The following is a 17,502-nucleotide window of genomic DNA, read 5'->3' on the forward strand; positions in this document are numbered from 1 at the left end:
GCCGGCGTTGACTTCGGCCAGGAAGGCTTCCAGCGATTGCGCGACCGGGCTGAGCATCACTTCACGCACGCCCGAGAAATACTCCTCGCGCAGTTTGCGCTCCAGCAGATCCCCCTGATACAGCCCCAGGCCCAGCGAGACGGGCCGGCTGTTGCGGTAGGAATCGAGCTGCTCGATCCGGTCCTGCAGAATTTCCAGCGCTTCGAAGCGCGATTGCAGGTCGAGCCGCTTGTCCTGCACCTTGATCGCCTGGTCCAGGTCGGCCTGTACATTGGCCACCAGCTGGCGGTTGGCCATGTAGGACCAGCTCCAGCCGGCCAGCGCCAGGCCCACCAGCGCGGTGGCGGCAAAGAAGGTGGCGTAGCGCAGGCGGGTCTTGGCTGGACTGGCGTACTGGGCGACCAGTTCCTTGTCGGCGAAGATCACCTTGCGGAACAGATTGAGCAGGAAATAGCCATGCTGGTCCTGCACCGCGTTGTGTTGCTGCGGCTGCAGTTTTAAGTCGAAGCGCTGCGCCACGCGTTCCGACGAGGCAGATACGGACACGCCTTCCTGCAGCGCGCTGGTGAAATAGAAGCCGCGCATGACGGGCTTGAACTGGAACGGGTTTTCCTCGAACAGGGTGGCGATGAAGGCGCGCAGCGCACCCTTGATCGCGCTGAATTCGAGCGGGAAGGTGAATACGCCCGGCGGCATGCGTTCGTTCTGCTGCAGCGCCATGCTGGCCAGGCTCAGCTCTTTCAAACCGTCATACAGCTCGTCGAAACGCTGGTCGAACTGCTCCAGCACGTCCTGTCTGGAACTGGTCTGGTTGTAGGGCAGGGTGGCGCCCCATACCCGGTCGCGTTCGCCGCGTTCCGTGTCCTGGAAAAATTCGTTGAAACCGGTAATCAGGTCGGCCTTGGTGAACACCACGTAGACGGGCGCGTGCACTTCCAGTTTTTCCGTCAGTTCCTGCACCCGCTGGCGCAGGTTCTTGGCCAGGTTGATGGCGAATTCGGGCCGGCTGCCGGTCAGTTCGGCAATGCTGACGGCGATGATGATGCCGTTGATCGGCGCGCGCTTGCGGTGTTTTTTCAGCAGCGACAGAAAGCCGAACCATTCGGCGCGGTCTTCGTCGTTGACCGAATAGCGGCCCGCCGTGTCGAGCAGGATGCCGTCGGTGGTGAAGAACCAGTCGCAATTGCGGGTGCCGCCGATGCCTTGCACGATCTTGCTGTCGGCAAAAGGAAACTGCAGGCCGGAATTGGCGATCGCCGTGCTCTTGCCGGCCGCCGGATTGCCGATGATCATATACCAGGGCAACTCGTACAGGGCCGCGTCGCCCGACAGCTGGCCCAGTTTGGACGTCTTGATGGTGCCGATCGCCTCGAGCATGCGCTTGCGGATGGCTTCGGTTTCCTCGCGCTGGGTGGGGCCCGCCTTGGGCACCGCGCCGGCCGTCTGCTGTTCCAGCATGCCGCCGAACTGGGCGGCATCGCGCTGGCGGCGCTTGCGCTGCAGCCACCAGACCACGCTGGCGACCAGCAGGACCAGCGCCAGCGGCGGCACGATCCACACCAGCGGCCATTCAAAGATGACGGCGCAACTGGCCAGCAGCGCGGCCAACGCCACGAAACCGATGGCGAACAGGCTGAAACGGGTAGTAATGGAATGCCAGAATCGTTGCATCATAGTATGAGGGGCGAGAGGTTGATAGGCATGGTGGAGGGAGGGCTCATGTGGCGGCGAGGGATTCAGGGGCAAGGGCTTCCGGGCCCACCACCACGGCGGCCCGGTGGAAGGCGTCGAGGTTGCTCAGGCAGAGCACCTGGCTGGCATTGCCGGCCGCTTCGTGCCGCGCCAGCACCAGCGCCGCCAAGGTGGCCACCTGGCCGCTCTGGCCGCAGGCGGCCGCCACGCTCAGTACGTCGCTGCTGAGATCGATATCGGGCAGCAGCGTGCCGGCATTGTTCATCAGTTCGATCATGCGGCTCGAGCGCTGGTCGGCATCGGCGTACAGCCGCATGATCGCGGCCGGGGCGACACCCGCCGCCGACATCGCCTTGCCGCCCAGCTCGGACAGCAAGCTGGCATCGCCAGGGCCGCGGCTATCCGCCGACCTGCCGCGCACGGCCATGCTGGCCTGATGCAGCAGGATCGGCGTGTCCACCTGCAGCGCCGCCGCCTGGGCCGCATCGGCCAGCAACAGGCCGGCCGCGCCTTCGCCGGGAATCTGGCCGCCCGGCTGGCCGGTGTTGAACAGCAGCTCGCGCGCGGTCCAGTCATGCACGGTCAGTTCGCCGATATGGGAAGCGCAAGCGAGCACGATGGCCAGGCAAGGCAGCTCCTGCAAGGCGGCTTGCGCGGCCAGCTGTTCGATCAGCGCCAGCGGCCCGCTGTCGCCGGCCAAGTGTGTGCTGAGCTTGTCGGACGGCCAGCCTTGCCGTTCCGCTTGCGCGTGCAGCCAGGCGGCACCCGTGTCGCGCTGCGGCTTGTCCCAATCGGACGGCAACAGCAGATGCAGTTGCAGGGTCGGCAGCGCGGCGCGCGCGCCCGTTTGCGCCGCCTTGTCGCTGTCGAGCGCCGCGTGCATCGCCGCTTCCTGCATCAGCTCGTTCAATACGCCAGCGCCCAGCGCCAGTGCGCGCAAGTGTTCGGCATCGAAATGCGGCGCCGCACCCTGCGCCGTATCGGCCGGACGCGTCCGCAGCCAGTCGTCCAGCAGTTCCTTCTGGCCCTGTTCATCGAGGCCGGCCACGCGGGCGCTCATCACGGGGTAGCCCTGCGCGTCGGTCAGTTCGGGATCGAGTTCGGGGCGCTGCTGCTTGTCCAGCAGCGCGGCCGCCAGTTCCGGCGCCGACTCGCCACCGGGCATGCGCAGGGCGGCGGCGGCCAGGTGCAGCGGCGCACGCGGCGCAGCTTCATTCGCGCCCGCGCCCGCGTGGGCGTCGCCATCGGCGGCATCGGCCGGCGCCGCTGCCGGTGCGGCCAGCCTGGCCAGCAGTTTCTTGCCCAGCCACCAGCTGGTGAGCAGCACCAGCGGCAACGCCAGCATGGTGCCGGCCAGGTCGCCCGTCGACGGCATGCGCGTGCTGCTGCGCCAGTACCAGATTGCGCCGCCCCAGCACAAGGCGAACACGGCCAGTATCAGCAGGCTGCGCCGCAGCCACGGGCGCATCAGCGCACCCCCTTGCAGTGGCGGCGGGACGTCATAGCTGATCCGTGGTGGCTTGCTGGCTGGCGATCAGCATCGCGCCGCAGCTGGTCTTGTCGCCGTGGCGTGCCACCGGCTTGCCGTCGACGATCCAGCTGGCGTCGCCGCTGACGATGGGGCAGGTGCCATGGCCTGGCAGCGGGCACGAGACCTTGTCGCCAACGCGCGCGATGCCGATGCCGCCGCTGTCCGTCATCGCCGAGGCCTCCAGGACGCTGCCGCCATGCGATGTTTTATCGCCCAATCTGATTACGGGACCAGCCATATGTGCTCCTTCCAGTCATCGTTGTTTTTTCATGACACCGGGCATGCGCAGTTCGGTGTGGCCGAAATCCATCATTTTCCAGCGGCCGCCCCAGGTCATGCCGACCGATTCGGCCACTTCGCCATACAGCTGATAGCCGCGCATGGCCCAGGGATCCTTTTCCGAGATCACCAGCTTGCCGTCGCGCAAAAAGGCACAATCGGCGGCCAGGCCATACTGATGCCAGCTCTGGAACGCGGCCGCATTGGTGACATTGCTGCCCATGCCTGCCAGCATGTTTTGCCGCTCCGGACTGCGGTAGCCTTCCAGGATGGCCATGTCGTAGCCATGTTTTTCCTTCATGATCTTGAACACCAGCAGCAGCCTTTGCGCGTACTCGGCATTGAGCAGCGTCCAGTTGCGGCTGGCCGATACCAGCATCGGCCGAATTTGCTGCACTTCCTCGGTGGCGAACACCAGCGGCGGCAGGTCTACCGGCGGCACCAGCTGTTCGCCTTGCAGCAGGGCCGACACCTGTGTATTCATTTCGCGCGTCGAGACCTCATAGCCGCCCAGCATGTTCTTGCTGCCTGCCAGCAAGGCGATCCCCGGCGGCAGGCAGACCACCGCCGCGCCGCCCAGGAACAGCAGGTAATGGCGGCGCACGAATGCCGCGCTGCCGAGCAGCGTGCTGGCGCCGCCACGGCGCAGCGTATCGAGGCCGGCGTTCCTGCGCCGGGCCAGCCGATCGAGCCGCGCCGTCAAACCTTGTTCGGCCGTCGCCAGCGCCCGCAGCACCAGTTCGCGGCCGGATGGAAACAGCGCCAGCCAGCTGATCAGGCATGCGAGTAAAAAATAGAGTGCCACCGCCAGTAAAAACACGCCCGCTCCGTTCGAAAAAAGGCGCCATGCATGGGCAGTTGAATGCCGCGGTGCCAGCGTTTGCGCTAATATTGCCTCGGAGTATATCTTACTAACTTGCTAATTACGGGGGCTTTGTTTCAATTGTGCGCCGGGTCGGCACTGTTGATTTCCTAACATGCGTCACGCTTTTTTTTATTGTCGTAAGGTATTGTAAATATTGACAGGAGTTAAAATTTTGCGAAGCAATGACGACAGCCCAAGGCCATCGACACGGCCCAGCTTATTGACGCCCGCGCAGCAGGCCGAGGCCGACCGTAGCCGTATCCTGAACCACCTCGAAGGCGGCCGTCGGCCCGCGCCCGTGCCGCATGACGGCCGTCGCGCCGGCCGCTGGGCCGTCTGGGGCGGCATGGTGGCCGGCGCCTTGCTGCTGCTGGCCACGGGCGCCTGGCTGGGACAGCGCGAAACGGCGGCGCAGGCCGAACCGGCGCCGGCCGGCACGGCGCCAGCGCCGGAAGCACCGGCCGTGGCCGCCGCTCCAGCCCCCGCCGCGGCCAGCATACGCGAGGAGGAGCAGCAGGCGCTGCCGCAGCAGAGCTTGAGCGAAATGCTGGGCGCCGGCATGCCCGTCCCTGCGCCCGTGCCGCGCCCCAGGGATGTGCTGAGCAAGGCACTGGAAAGTCCGCAGAAGAGCGCGCCCAGGCCGGCGCGCGCACCGCAGCAGAAACCGCCCGCCAAAGCGCTCAAGCCGGCCGATCCGGCCAAACCCGCCGCCACGCCGGAACAGGAAAGCGACGTGGCCCTGCTGGCCGCGCTGGTGTCGCATTCCCAGGCGGGCACGGCGCCCGTCAAGGCGCCGTCCAGCCTGCAAGCCCAGTTGCAGCAATGCAGCAAATTGAAACCGGCGGCGGCCGATAGCTGCCGCCAGAGAACCTGCGCCGGCCGCACCGGCAAACCGCAATGCAAGGCGGCCAGGGCTGCGGCGAAAGGCGCGCGATGAGCGCAGCGCTGCTGGACCGGGTGGGCGCCGCGTTGGGCGCGTTCTCCAGCATCACGCGCTTGTATGAGCTCAAGTTTGAAGACGACAGTGCGCACGAGACTGCGCCCCTGCTGGTGGAAGCGTTCGCCGGCGACGAGCAATTGCAGACGCCGGGCGCGCGCGATGTCATCGTATTGTCGACCAGCGCGCAGCTGGCGCTGGCGCCCATGCTGGGCAAGCGGGCCACGCTGCAGGTCAGTCTGTTTGATGGCAGCCGCGCCAGCTTCAGCGGCCATGTCAGCGAAGCGGCCATGCTGGGCAGCCTGGGCGGCCTGGCGCGCTACCGGCTGCGCCTGACGCCATGGCTGTGGCGGCTGGGCCAGGTGCGTAACAGCCGCGTCTGGCAAGACAAGACCGTGATCGAGGTCGTGGAGTCCGTGTTCCAGTCGTATGCGCCGGCGGCGCTGTGGCGCTGGAGCGATGAAACGCGTCCGTTCATGGAGGGCGCCGCGCCGCGCAGCTATTGCTGCCAGTACCGCGAATCGGACCTCGATTTCGTCAGCCGCCTGCTGACCGAAGAAGGACTGGCATGGCGCTTCGAGGAACAGGACGGCGGTCATTGCCTGGTGCTGTTTGCCGACAGCAGCGCCGACAGCGCCGTGCCGGAAGACGCTTCCAGCGCGGCCGGCGGCGGCATCCGCTTTCATGGCGCGCGCGCCGGCGAGCAGGGCGACACCATGCAGGCGTTCAGCACGGCGCGCTCGCTGAACACGGCGCTGGCCACCGTGCTCAGTTACGACTACAAGGCCAAGCGTGCGGTCGCGGCCAGCGTGCCGACCCGGACGGCGATGGGCGGCCGGCGTGCGCCGCTGCTGGAAAGCTACGATACGCCGGGCCAGTATTGCTATGCCGACGCCGCCCAGGCCAGCCGCTACGCGCTGTTGCGGATGCAGGCGCTCGAAGCGCGCCGCGAACGCTGCATTGCCCGCTCGACGGTGCGGACCTTGCGCGCCGGCACGCGGTTCAGCCTGACGCAGGGCCCTCTGCAGGCGGCAGGCGACGCGCCGTCTTACACGCTGCTGCGCGTGTGCAGCGTGGGCGTCAACAACCTGCCGGCGCCGGCCAGGCAGGGACTGGCCGAACTGTTCGGCCCGATTCCGGAACTGCTGCAGGAAAGCCTGGGCACGCTGAATCTGGGGCCGCGCCACATCGAGCATGTCGAGCAGGTGATCGCCCAGGCCATGGCCAGCGGCTATGCCAATCATCTGGAAGCGATTCCATCGGCCACGCCGTGGCGCCCGGTGCTGGGCGAAAACGGGCTGCGCCAGCATCCGAAACCGACCGCCTTCGGCAGCCAGAGCGCCATCGTCGTCGGCGCCGACGGCAATGACGTGGCCAGCGGCGCCGAGGAAATCCATTGCGACAGGCTGGGCCGGGTACGCATCCGCTTTCACTGGCAGCGGGAAACGGGCGCGACGTGCTGGGTGCGGGTGGCGCAGCGCGCGGCCGGCGGCGGCATGGGCAGCCAGTTCCTGCCGCGCATCGGCCAGGAAGTGCTGGTGCAGTTCCTGGAAAACGATATCGACCGGCCCGTCATCGTCGGCGCCCTGTACAACGGCCAGGGCGAGGGCGGCGGCGTGCCGACGCCGGGCGGCGCGGCGCGCGACCCGGGCGACGCCGGCGTGTTCGCGCCGGCGCACGATCATGGCGTGTCGGCACAGGGGAATGTGGCGGGCGGCAACAGTCCGCTGTGGCATGGCGCATCGGGCGCCAGCGCCGGCCACCGCAATACGGCCGCGCAATGGGGCATCCGCAGCAAGGAATTCGGCAAGGCGGGCAGTGCGGCCGGTTATAACCAGCTGCTGTTCGACGACACCGACCAGCAGGGCCGTATCCAGCTGAAAAGCAGCCACGCGGCCAGCGAACTGAACCTGGGTCATCTGATCCACGGCGCCGACAATTACCGCGGCAGCCTGCGCGGCGCCGGCGCCGAATTGCGCACCGATGCGTATGGCGCCGTGCGGGCGGGTGCCGGCCTGCTGGTGTCGAGTTATGTCATCAATCACAATGCTGGCGCGCGCGACCCGGCCGGCGACAATGCGCCCGGCATGGCGCTGCTCAAGCAGGCGGCCAAGCTGGGCGAGACCTTCAGCCAGGCGGCCGTCACGCACCAGGGCGTCGCCTATGCGGCGCACCTGGGGGCGACGGCGCCGGGCAGCAGCGCGCTCGACGCCAAGGCCGCGCCGTTGCTGGCTTTTCTCGCCAGCGCCTCGGGCATGCTGAGCCGCGAGAGCGTGGCCGCCGCCCGAAGCGACGCGGCCGGCAAGCCCACTGCGCCGGCCGACGACAAGCTGCCGCACAGCAGCGACGCCATCCTCGCCGTGGCGGCCAAGGCGGGGCTGGGCGTGGTGGCCGGCCAGGATATCCAGCTGGCCAACGGCGAAACGGTGTCCCTGATGAGCGGGCTCGACACGCAGTTCACCAGCGGCGGCACATGGCGATTGCACACGGGCCAGGCGATCGGCCTGCTGGGCGGCGTGGTCAAGCCGGGCGAGGGCGAGCTGGGCATGCAGCTGGTGGCGGCCAGCCAGCCGATCGAGGTACAGGCCCAGTCCGACGAGATCAAGGTGCAGGCGCGCGAAGAGGTCAACGTCGTCAGTGCCAACGCGCACATCGATTGGGCGGCGGCGAAAAGCATCCGCCTGTCGACGGCGGGCGGGGCCAACATCACCATCGAGGGCGGCAATATCACGATCCAGTGCCCGGGCAAGATGACCGTGTTTGCGGGCAAGAAAAGTTTTCTGGGGCCGCAAGGGCTTGGCTATCCCTTGCCGCGCTTGCCCCGTTCCGAGCTGGCGTTGCGGCCCTTGAAATTCATGCTGCGCCTGGCCGACACGCCAGGGCTGAAAGGCCATGCGCTGGCGCACACGCCGTGGAAGATCACCCATGGCGCGCAGCCCGACGGCATGGATTTCATCGACGGCGACAAGCTCGTCGCGCAGGGCAAGACCGATGCATCCGGCAACATCAAGCTCAGCGATGAAGAGGAAAAAAAGCTCGCCGCCGTCTATGCGAGCAATCCGGACCATACGTGGATCGTGTATCCGGGCCACAGCGTGCGGCTGAACGTGGAAACCGAATCGCCCGACTGGACCGACAAGGAAAAGCTGTTCCATGCGATGCAGGCGGCGGACTTCAGCGCCGGGCGCTACGGCACCATCTTCGAGGCGGCCGCGGCGCCGCAGGCGCGCTATGCGAAAGAAGCGCTGGCCTCGCTTACCCTGAAAAACATCTTGCCGAAGGTGAAAGTCTGATGGTGACGATTTCATTCCCGGCACGCCACCTTGGCGATCGACAGCGACATGCGTCATGACACATAAAAATATCTCCCAACTGACGGCCAAGGACGGTACGCCGAGCGCGCCGGCGACCTCGGCGCCCGGCTGTTTCGTGCACGATGGCGAGGAGCTGCCCAATTTTCCCAAGCAAAAGTGGGGCAGTATCTTTTCCGAACAACAAAAGGGCAACCGCGTTGAGTTCTATGTGACTGGCGAAGAGTATTTCACGGCCGTGGCGAAGGCCATCGAAGGCGCCAAGAAATCGATTTTCATTACAGGCTGGCAAGTAAATTTCGATGTGGAACTGACGGCGAGCAAGACCCTGTTCGAATGCCTGGAAACGGCCATCAGCAGCCCCGCCGCGCCGACAGTGTATGTCATGCCGTGGCTTTCGCCCAAGGTCGGGGTCGACACGGGCGACTTCGAAACCGTGCTGGCCATCTTCCAGCTCAATGCCGGCGTCGGCGGCCCCGCCAAGGCATTCGCCTTGCCGGCGATCGCCCAGAGCGACATGGAAGGGATGCTGGGCATCGGCTTTTCGCATCACCAGAAACTGGTAGTGATCGACGATGAACGCGCGTTTGTCGGCGGCATCGACCTTGCCTATGGCCGGCGCGACAATGGCAAGTTCGCCCTCAGCCACGGCACGCGCAAGGGCAATGAGGTCTACAACACCTGCATCCCAGCCATCGAGCCCATGAGCAATGAAGCGCAAACGGCGTATCTGACGCGCGCGGAACTGCTGGCCGGCTGCATCGGCGGAAAAGTCGGTGGCGCGGCCGCGTTTGCCACCTCGGCCACGGCCGCGCCGATCGCCGTCGCGCTCGACGTGGTGCAGGGCGCCAAGGATGGCATCGCCCGGGTAACGAAGAATCTTTCCGCGAAATGGAAGGCGATCGACCTGATGCCCGATTTTATCGGCAAGCTGCAGGACATACCGATCGACGTCGCGCAGGATATGTCGCGCTGGGCTTACGGCCAGCTCGACAAGGGCTTGCGCGACAAGGTCGATGGCGTGCGCACCACGGGCAGCGCGCATGTGATCGACGGCGGCACGGCGCTGATGTCGTGGCTGAACGCGGGCTCGCTGAACAAGCTGCCGCCCGAATTGCGCAGCGGCACGGCCAGGCTGATCGAAACGTTCGTGATCGGCGTCCTCACTTATCTGTCGACCCTGGCCGACGCGCGCCCCACGCGCTATGAAAACCTGAAAAAACTGCGCAAGATCATGCCGACCGGGGCCAAGACCTTCGCCGCCACGCAGCCGCGCATGCCGTGGCACGATGTGCATGCGGCGATCGTCGGGCCCTCGGTCAGCGACTTGAGCCGCAATTTCATCGAGCGCTGGAATGGCATTGCCCAGCGCTATGAAAAATCGTACCAGGCCAGCGTGCCGCCGGCGCTGGTCAAGATGTTCCAGGCGCTGGGCATGTCCGGCACGCCCAGGCTGGTCTTGCAGCGCATCGCCGCCGCGCCGCCGCCGAATACGCATGCGCAGCCGGGCGACGCCTGGGTGCAAGTGCTGCGCAGCGCGCCGATGACCTTGCTCAAGGACGAAATGGCGGCGCATGCGCGCAAGGGGCAGCCGGCGGCCAGGCCGGCATGGCCGCAGAACAATTGTCTGAAGGCGATGTTGACGGCGATTAACGGCGCGCAGAAATTCATGTATATCGAGGGCCAGTTTTTCCAGTCTGAATATGGCAGCGATGAAAGCAAGACCAGGCCGCTGTCCGGTCCGATGGCGGCCCTGCTCGACATCAGCAAGTCGCCGGCCTATGAAAAGTATGCGAAGCAGCTCGGCGTCTATGGCGTGCCGCCGGCACAGATGATCGACAAGCTGGTCTGGTCGCAGATCGACGATGTCAAGGCCGACATTGCCGGCGGCGGCAGCGATTTCATGGCCGATCTGTTCAATGTGATGAGCAACTACGCCGATATCACCTCGACCCGCATGATGGGCAAGGAGGAGCCGGGCATTCTGAATCCGATCGGACTGGCATTGTCCCAGCGCATCGAACGCGCCATCAACGATGGCTTGCCCTTCCATGTGTACATGGTGCTGCCGGTACACCCGGAAGGCACGCTCGACACCCTCAACATCATGACACAGCTGCATCTGACGATGCAGTCGCTGGTGTTCGGCAAGGATAGCCTGGTCAACCGGATCAGGCGCGCCATCCTGGTGCGGGACCTGCGCAAGAGCAAGAAACTGGATGCGGACGAGGCCAAGAAAACCGTCGCGGGCTATGCGACGGACCGGCTTGCCGAATTGGCCGGCGACAAGTGGACCAGCTATTTGACCTTGCTCAATCTGCGCTCGTGGGAAACGCTGGGCAAGCGCCATGTGACGGAGCAGATCTATGTGCACTCCAAGCTGCTGATCGCCGACGACCGGGTGGCGATCCTGGGCAGCGCCAATATCAACGACCGCAGCCAGCTGGGCGGGCGCGATTCGGAACTGGCGGTCGTCGTCAGGGATGACCATCAGACCGACGTCGCGCTTGACGGTGTCGATAGCGACAAGGTCAGCGTCAACGTGCATGACTTGCGGGTGCGCCTGTGGAAGAAACTCTTTGGCCTGACCGATGGCGCCACCCCGGCCAAGGACTTGATCAAGCACCTGCTGCATCCGGCGGCCCCGGACACCTGGGAAGCGATCCAGAAAGTGGCGCTGGCCAATGCGGAAGCGTATGCCAAGGCCTTCGCCTTCCTGGCGCGTCCAAGCGGCAAGCCCAGTTCGATCTGGCCCACGTGGAACGCCAGGACGCGCAGCCTGCAGCACTACATGCCGTTCCACGAGCGTTTCTGGCGCGATGCCGATATCTTGCGCGATGAATCGCATTCCTGGGAGGCGCAATCGCGCGCGCCCGAATCGGCTCCCGTGGGCGTGCAGGGTTTCATCGTGGCCTTGCCGGTCACCTGGACGGCGGGCGAAAACAATATTTCAGGCATGAATCTGACCCTGCTGGCCCATCAGGAGAAGAAACCGCTGCACGATGCCGACCATTCCTTGCCGCAAGAAACCTATGCCCAGGTTGAATCAGGCAGGCGCCTGCCAGCCGGGCAGCGCGAAAGCTCGGCTTGACGAACGCTGTATTTTTTGAGTGATACCCATGACGATAGTTGGTCTTCCGCATTTTTCCGCACGCCATCTCGCCGCTCTCCTGCTGTGTGCCGGCGCGCATGGCGAAGGCATGGCCGCCAAGCAGGCCGATCCGGCGGCGCCGTCGCGCAAGCCCACCGCGCAGGAGCTGGCGCAAGCGACGGTGCCCGGGTACGTGACGCCGGCCGGCATGGCGCGCGAATGCCTGGGGCGGCTGGTGTTCGACGTGCATGCGCCGGTACAGTGGCCGACCCGCTACAAGGACGCGTCCGACACGGGCATCTTTTACCGCTCGTTCAGCGAACAGGTATTTCACCAGGGTGATGAGATACAGGTCGGCAATGTCCGCATCGGCGTGCTGGGTCCGTTGAGCAAGGAAGACCTGGCCGCCTTGCGGGAAGCCTTGCCGCAACCCAGGATCGACAGCCTGCGGGCGCTGCTCAGGGACGATGAGGCAGAACTGGCCGAATTGAAAGGCCAGCCCGCCGATGCGAGGACCCGCCAGGCGAGCTACCTGGCGCAGAAGTCCGTCACAGGCCGGCAGGCGCAGCTCAAGGAACTGCAAAGCAACTACCAGACATTTGATTCCGGCCTGCCCGACAGCGAAGGCTACCGCACCAGCGAAGGTTCGGGAACGATCAATCCGACGCGCTATTCCATCTATCGCAGCCACCTGAAACGCGGCGACTATGTCTATGTGTTTGAATCCATGGAGGAAATACGCGGCCAGGACAGCGTGGCGCTCCACGGCCAGCGCTTTACCCGCTTCCTGAAAAGCTTTCGCCCGCGCGCCGCCGGCGAGGTGCCGAAAGAGCTGGGCTTGTGCATCCCGCATGGCTTCATCGCCGACGACGGCAAGACCATCAGCAGCATCAAGCAGTCGCTGCGCTGGCCGGATGCGCCGGGCGTGCTGTATACGATCAGCACCGGCAACGTCGACCCGCGCGCCTTGAAAGTGCCGCTGGTCCAGGCGGCCGCCACCGGCGGCATCGGCCAGTTCGGCAGCCGCGGCGAACAGGAAGCCCAGCCTTTCATCGTCGAACGCATCGCGCCCCGTAGCGCCCGCATCGGCGCGCTGACGGCGCAGCAGGGCGGCGTGGCGCTGAAGGTGAGCCGGCCGGGCAGCGCGCCGTTTGAAACCTATGCGGTATTTACCGGTTACGCGGGATGGCTGGGCACGGCGGTGCTGCCCTACATTCTGATCGAACTTGGCAGCCGCAGCATGGAGCAGGCGCCGGAACTGAAGCAGAATCCGCCGCCGTTCAAAACCAGCTACGCGCGCCTGGAAACCTTGTTGAAGAGTACGCATTTGCGGCCGACCGAACCGGCCATGCCGGAATTACGCGGTCTGCAGGGCGCGCAGTGATGGATGCGGTCCCGATTTCAATCGAATCACTCTTGCTATAACGAAATTTCTAGGGTGTAATGCCTTGATAAAAGTGCTTATTTACTAATTTTTTGCGGGTAGCCGCGTGATGGAGTTTCCGGATGTCGATGTCCTTGCCCGCCAGTTTCACGCAAGCCAGCAGATTGTTGCAGCTGACCACGCCCCTCGGCGCCGACCGCCTGCTGGCCGAATGCGTGCGCGGCGAGGAGGGCTTAAGTACGGGCTTCGTGTTCCAGATCGCGGCCCTGTCGACCGACGCGGGCATTTCGCTGCGCACCCTGATCGGCCAGCCGGCCTTGCTGCAATTGCTGACCTCCACCAGCGCCGACGCGCTGCGCCCGTTCCACGGCCACATCACGGGTGTCGAGCTGGCCGGGGCGAACGGCGGCATGGCGCGCTATCACCTGACCATCGAACCGTGGAGCGCTTTTCTTGACCACGGCCGCGACAGCCGCGTGTTCCAGGATATGACGGTATTCGACATCCTCGACGCGCTGTTTGCCGCCTACCAAGGGCAGGGCAAGCTGGCGCCGGCCTGGCGTTTCGATATTCTCGACCGCGCGGCATATCCGAAGCGCAGCCTGAGCACCCAGTATCAGGAAAGCGACTGGGCCTACGCCCAGCGGCTGATGTACGAGGAAGGCCTGTTTTATTACTATGAACACAGCGGCGATCCCGCCAGCCCCGGCCTGGGCAGCCACTGCCTGGTGATCGCGGACCATAACGGCGCATTCAAGCCCAATGCCCAGAGCGGCATCAATTTTACGCAGCCAGGCGCCGTCATGAAGGTCGACAGCATCGACCGCTGGCGCACCGAATTGCGCCAGCAGACCAATGCCATCGAAATGGGCAGCTGGGATTACCGCTCGCTCGACCAGCGCGTTGCCAGCGCGGCGGGAGCGGGGGGGGCGGCGCAGGGCGTGGAGCTGCTCAGCCGCGACGCGCCCGGCGCCTATGCCTACGCCTCGCGCGAACAGGGCCAGCGCATCGCGTGCAACCAGCTGCAGGCGCTGGAAGCGGGCAAGGAGATCCACGTGGCGGCCGGTACCGTGCGTACCTTGTCGCCGGGCACCACGTTTGTCCTGCAGGGACAGCCGGTGTTCGACCAGGCCGGCAGCGACGCCGAGCGCACTTTCCTGGTCGTGCGCACGGTCCACTTGATGCACAACAACCTGAGCGCGGATCTGCAGTCGTCGATCCTGCAAACGCTCAAGACGGGCCTGCTCGATGCGGCCATCCGCAAGGAGCACGCCGGCAGCCTGCATCGCATGTCCGCGCTGCAGGGCGCCATTGCCGAGCGGCCCCTGTACCGCAACCGCATCGACGCCATCCGCAGCAATATTCCCTATCGCGCCAGCGGCAAGGACCAGCATGGCTGCTTGCTGCATCCGCGCCCGACCGTACATGGCCAGCAGACGGCCGTCGTGGTGGGGCCGGCCGGCGCCGTGATTCACACCGACCGCGACCACCGCATCAAGGTGCAATTTCACTGGCAGCGCGGCGTCATGAGCCACAGCCGCCTCGAGCATCCGCAAGGCGGCGGGCATACGGGCGCGCCGGGCGACGACAGCGCCGGTACCTGGGTGCGCGTGGCCTCGACCATGGCGCCGGTGGCGGGCGCCAACTGGGGCGGCCATGCGCTGCCGCGCATCGGCCAGGAAGTATTGATCGATTTTCTTGAGGGCAATATTGACCGGCCTGTCGTCATCGGCGCCGTCTACAACGGCCAAGGCACGGCCGATGCCCAGAATAACCGCGTGGCGCATGGCGCCGGACCGGCCACCGGCAACGCGCCAGCCTGGTTTCCCGGCGAAGCGGGCGCGCATGCCCACCCGGCCGCGTTGTCCGGCATCAAGAGCCAGGCCATGCAGGCCAGCCAGCAGGGTGGTGCTGCGTACAGCCAGCTGGTGTTCGACGATAGCCCGGGCCAGCCGCGCGTGGCCCTGCAGCGCCATGCCGGCGCGCACCAGGGTACTGCCGAGCTGAACCTGGGACACCTGCGCCATCAGACGGACAACCAGCGGCTGGCCGCCGCCGGCTTCGGCGCCGAGCTGAAAACCGAGCACAGCGCCGCGCTGCGCGCGGGGCAGGGGTTGCTGCTGTCGACCGACGGGCGCACGAACGCCAGCGGCACGCAGATGGATAGCAAGGAGGCGGCGGCCCAGATCGAGCAGAGCCTGGCCCTGCTGACATCGCTTGCCGAGACGGCGCAAAAGCACAAGGCCGTGCTGGACGGCGGGCAAGGGCAGGCCGACGCGGCGCCCGGCACCTTGCCGGCGCTGAAACAATTGGCGCACAGCATAGAAATGCTCAAGGGCGCGGAAGGCGCAGGCGATGGTCAGGCCACGGCCTATGGCGCGCCGCAGCTGCAATTGTCCAGTCCGGCCGGCATCGCCGCCACCACCCCGCTCAACGCGCTCCTTGCCGCCGGCAATACCAGCAGCATCGCGGCCGGGCAGGACATCAACTTCGGCGCGCAAGGCAACCATTTTCATGCGGTCAGTTCCGGCATCAGCCTGTTTACCTACGGCAAGGCCAGCAAGGCCGACAAACCGAATCAGGAAACGGGCATCCGCCTGCACGCCGCCAGCGGCAAGGTCAGCACCCAGAGCCAGTCCGATGAAACAAAATTAACCGCAGACAAGGCCGTGACCGTGGCCAGCGTCAGCAAGAGCGTCAACGTGAGCGGCAAGCAGCATGTGCTGCTGACGGTGCAGGGCGCCTATATCAAGCTCGAAGGCGGCAATATCGAAATTCATGGGCCCGGCAAGATGGAATTCAAGGCCGGCATGAAGGAGTTGACGGGGCCGGCGAGCGCCAGTCCTGCACCCTTGGCCTTGCCGACAGGACAATTGAAAGGCTGCGCACTGAAACTCCTCGATGCCACGCAGGCGGGAGCGGCCAGTGTCAAACGATAAAGCGCCATCGCCAGCACTGTCTCCGGCGGCGGTATCGACGGCGCGCCCCGATGAAGTGCTCTACAACGTGGCCCGCGGCTATGACAGGACCGTCGTCCTGATCGACCAGTTCATCGACAATCCCCTGCGCGAGGCGATCGCGCCCCTGTCGCCGCCCGCGGCCAGCTTGCTGCTCGATGACCCGATCTTCGAGGATGACCTGCAGCGCGCACCGATGCTGCTCGCCTTGTCCAACCAGCTGCCCGAGCACTATGCGCTGGTCGAACATAGCTTGAAGCTGGCGCAAGAGCAGCATGCCGAACCGGGCGCGGTGCCCCGCATCTGCGCCTGGCTATTTAGCCATGCGCCCCTGGCGCGCCTGCGCAGCGCCATGCTGGCGCGCCTGAATGTGCGCTATCCGTCCGGCGAAGCCGTCTACCTGCGCTATTTCGACCCCCGCGTCATGCCGCATCTGGCAAGACTGTTGCCGCCGTCTATCGCGGCAGGCACGCCGGGGTACAGCAGTTTTGCCGATCTGCTCGGTCCTGTGGAAACCTGGTGCCAGCTCGATCGCGAGGGGCAGCTGATCCGGCATGGCCATGCGCAGCCGGTGTCGGCAGTACAAGACGTTCCCCTGCGCATCGATGAGCCAACCACGCAGGCGATGGACCGCATCGAGCAGATCAACCTGGTCGTGCGCATCCTGCGCGCAAGGCAAACGCGAATCGGCACCGGCATCGACGCGCAGATCGACCGCTATCTTGTCGACAGCGCAAATGCGGGCCTGGCGCAGGCGGACGACCAGATCGCCTATGCCTGGCGCGCCGTCGAACACGGCCAGGCCTTCACCTTGCACCCCGCCCTTGGGGAACTGATGCGAATGGCAAGCACGCAAGGCTTGCCACTGGATATCGTATTGAACGCCCGTCTGCATTCCCAGGGCTGATGCCCAGCAGGATGACCGCGTGCCGCCCACTCAACAGGAAGAGCGATGAAAGACTGTAAATTTTGCGATAAGAACGGCTTGTTCATTTTGCCACTGCGTTATGCGGCAGTGGTGGGCGAGGGCGCGGCCAGTCAGGTCCCCGCCTTGCCCGGCAAGCTGGGCGACAAGGTCAAGCACATCACGCTGGAGAACGCCGGCTATGCGCCGCGCCTGCTGCGCTCCGGTTTCCTGTACGTGCTGATCAAGCGGTCGGGATTGTTGTATTGGGAAGGCTATTTTGCCGACGACGACGCCTTCCTGTCCAAATTTCCCGTCGATTCGCCGCCATCGGCGGCCGTGAATTTTTCCTGTGACCGCACGACGTGCGGCATCAACGCCAGCATGATCGCGATCGACAAGATCGAGTTTGTCGAAAAAATTTATCTGTTGTTCACGCCGACTGCCATGACGAGAGAGCGGCTGGACGCGTATGCGGCCAATGCCGACGCCAAAGCTGAAAAGGGACAGATGCAGGTTTTCCTGCCGAAGGAATGGGCTGCAGGCAGTAC

General features: G+C 65.5%; 11 protein-coding genes. 7 read left to right on the plus strand and 4 right to left on the minus strand.

Features of this window, described 5'->3' with window-relative positions:
- From tssM to AC0V2Y_RS22525, 4 genes are all read right to left on the minus strand, one after another.
- The coding region (gene tssM / locus AC0V2Y_RS22510) for a type VI secretion system membrane subunit TssM (protein WP_475418373.1) at positions 1–1,671 on the minus strand (1,671 nt) is incomplete at its 3' end.
- A 46-nt stretch (positions 1,672–1,717) separates the two neighbouring features.
- A complete protein-coding gene (locus tag AC0V2Y_RS22515) occupies positions 1,718–3,160 on the minus strand; it encodes a hypothetical protein (protein WP_475417724.1) in 1,443 nt (480 codons plus the stop codon).
- 31 nt (positions 3,161–3,191) lie between these two features.
- Entirely contained in the window at positions 3,192–3,461 is a 270-nt protein-coding gene (locus AC0V2Y_RS22520) for a PAAR domain-containing protein (protein ID WP_086148295.1), read from the minus strand.
- A gap of 15 nt (positions 3,462–3,476) precedes the next feature.
- On the minus strand, positions 3,477–4,322 hold the full coding sequence (locus tag AC0V2Y_RS22525; protein WP_475417723.1) for a M15 family metallopeptidase: 846 nt from the start codon (positions 4,320–4,322) through the stop codon (positions 3,477–3,479).
- Positions 4,323–4,539: 217 nt separating this feature from the next.
- Here AC0V2Y_RS22525 and AC0V2Y_RS22530 point away from each other — a divergent pair, with 217 nt between their 5' ends.
- The 7 genes from AC0V2Y_RS22530 to AC0V2Y_RS22560 form a co-directional block, all read left to right on the plus strand.
- Entirely contained in the window at positions 4,540–5,304 is a 765-nt protein-coding gene (locus AC0V2Y_RS22530; RefSeq protein ID WP_475417722.1) for a hypothetical protein, read from the plus strand.
- Positions 5,301–8,597, plus strand: a complete 3,297-nt coding sequence (locus AC0V2Y_RS22535) for a type VI secretion system Vgr family protein (RefSeq protein WP_475417721.1) — start codon at positions 5,301–5,303, stop codon at positions 8,595–8,597. Before AC0V2Y_RS22530 ends, AC0V2Y_RS22535 begins: the two co-directional genes overlap by 4 nt.
- 55 nt (positions 8,598–8,652) lie before the next feature.
- Positions 8,653–11,706 (plus strand): phospholipase D-like domain-containing protein, encoded by a 3,054-nt coding sequence (locus AC0V2Y_RS22540; RefSeq protein WP_475417720.1) that lies wholly within the window; start codon positions 8,653–8,655, stop codon positions 11,704–11,706.
- 109 nt (positions 11,707–11,815) lie between these two features.
- Positions 11,816–13,090, plus strand: a complete 1,275-nt coding sequence (locus tag AC0V2Y_RS22545) for a T6SS immunity protein Tli4 family protein (protein ID WP_475417719.1) — start codon at positions 11,816–11,818, stop codon at positions 13,088–13,090.
- Positions 13,091–13,212: 122 nt separating this feature from the next.
- The gene (locus tag AC0V2Y_RS22550) at positions 13,213–16,029 is read left to right on the plus strand and encodes a type VI secretion system Vgr family protein (protein ID WP_475417718.1); all 2,817 of its coding nucleotides are present in this window, start codon (positions 13,213–13,215) and stop codon (positions 16,027–16,029) included.
- Positions 16,016–16,954, plus strand: a complete 939-nt coding sequence (locus tag AC0V2Y_RS22555) for a DUF4123 domain-containing protein (protein WP_475417717.1) — start codon at positions 16,016–16,018, stop codon at positions 16,952–16,954. Before AC0V2Y_RS22550 ends, AC0V2Y_RS22555 begins: the two co-directional genes overlap by 14 nt.
- Before the next feature lie 45 nt (positions 16,955–16,999).
- The coding region (locus AC0V2Y_RS22560; protein WP_475418372.1) for a T6SS effector BTH_I2691 family protein at positions 17,000–17,502 on the plus strand (503 nt) is incomplete at its 3' end.

Source organism: Janthinobacterium sp. BHSEK (assembly GCF_056174685.1).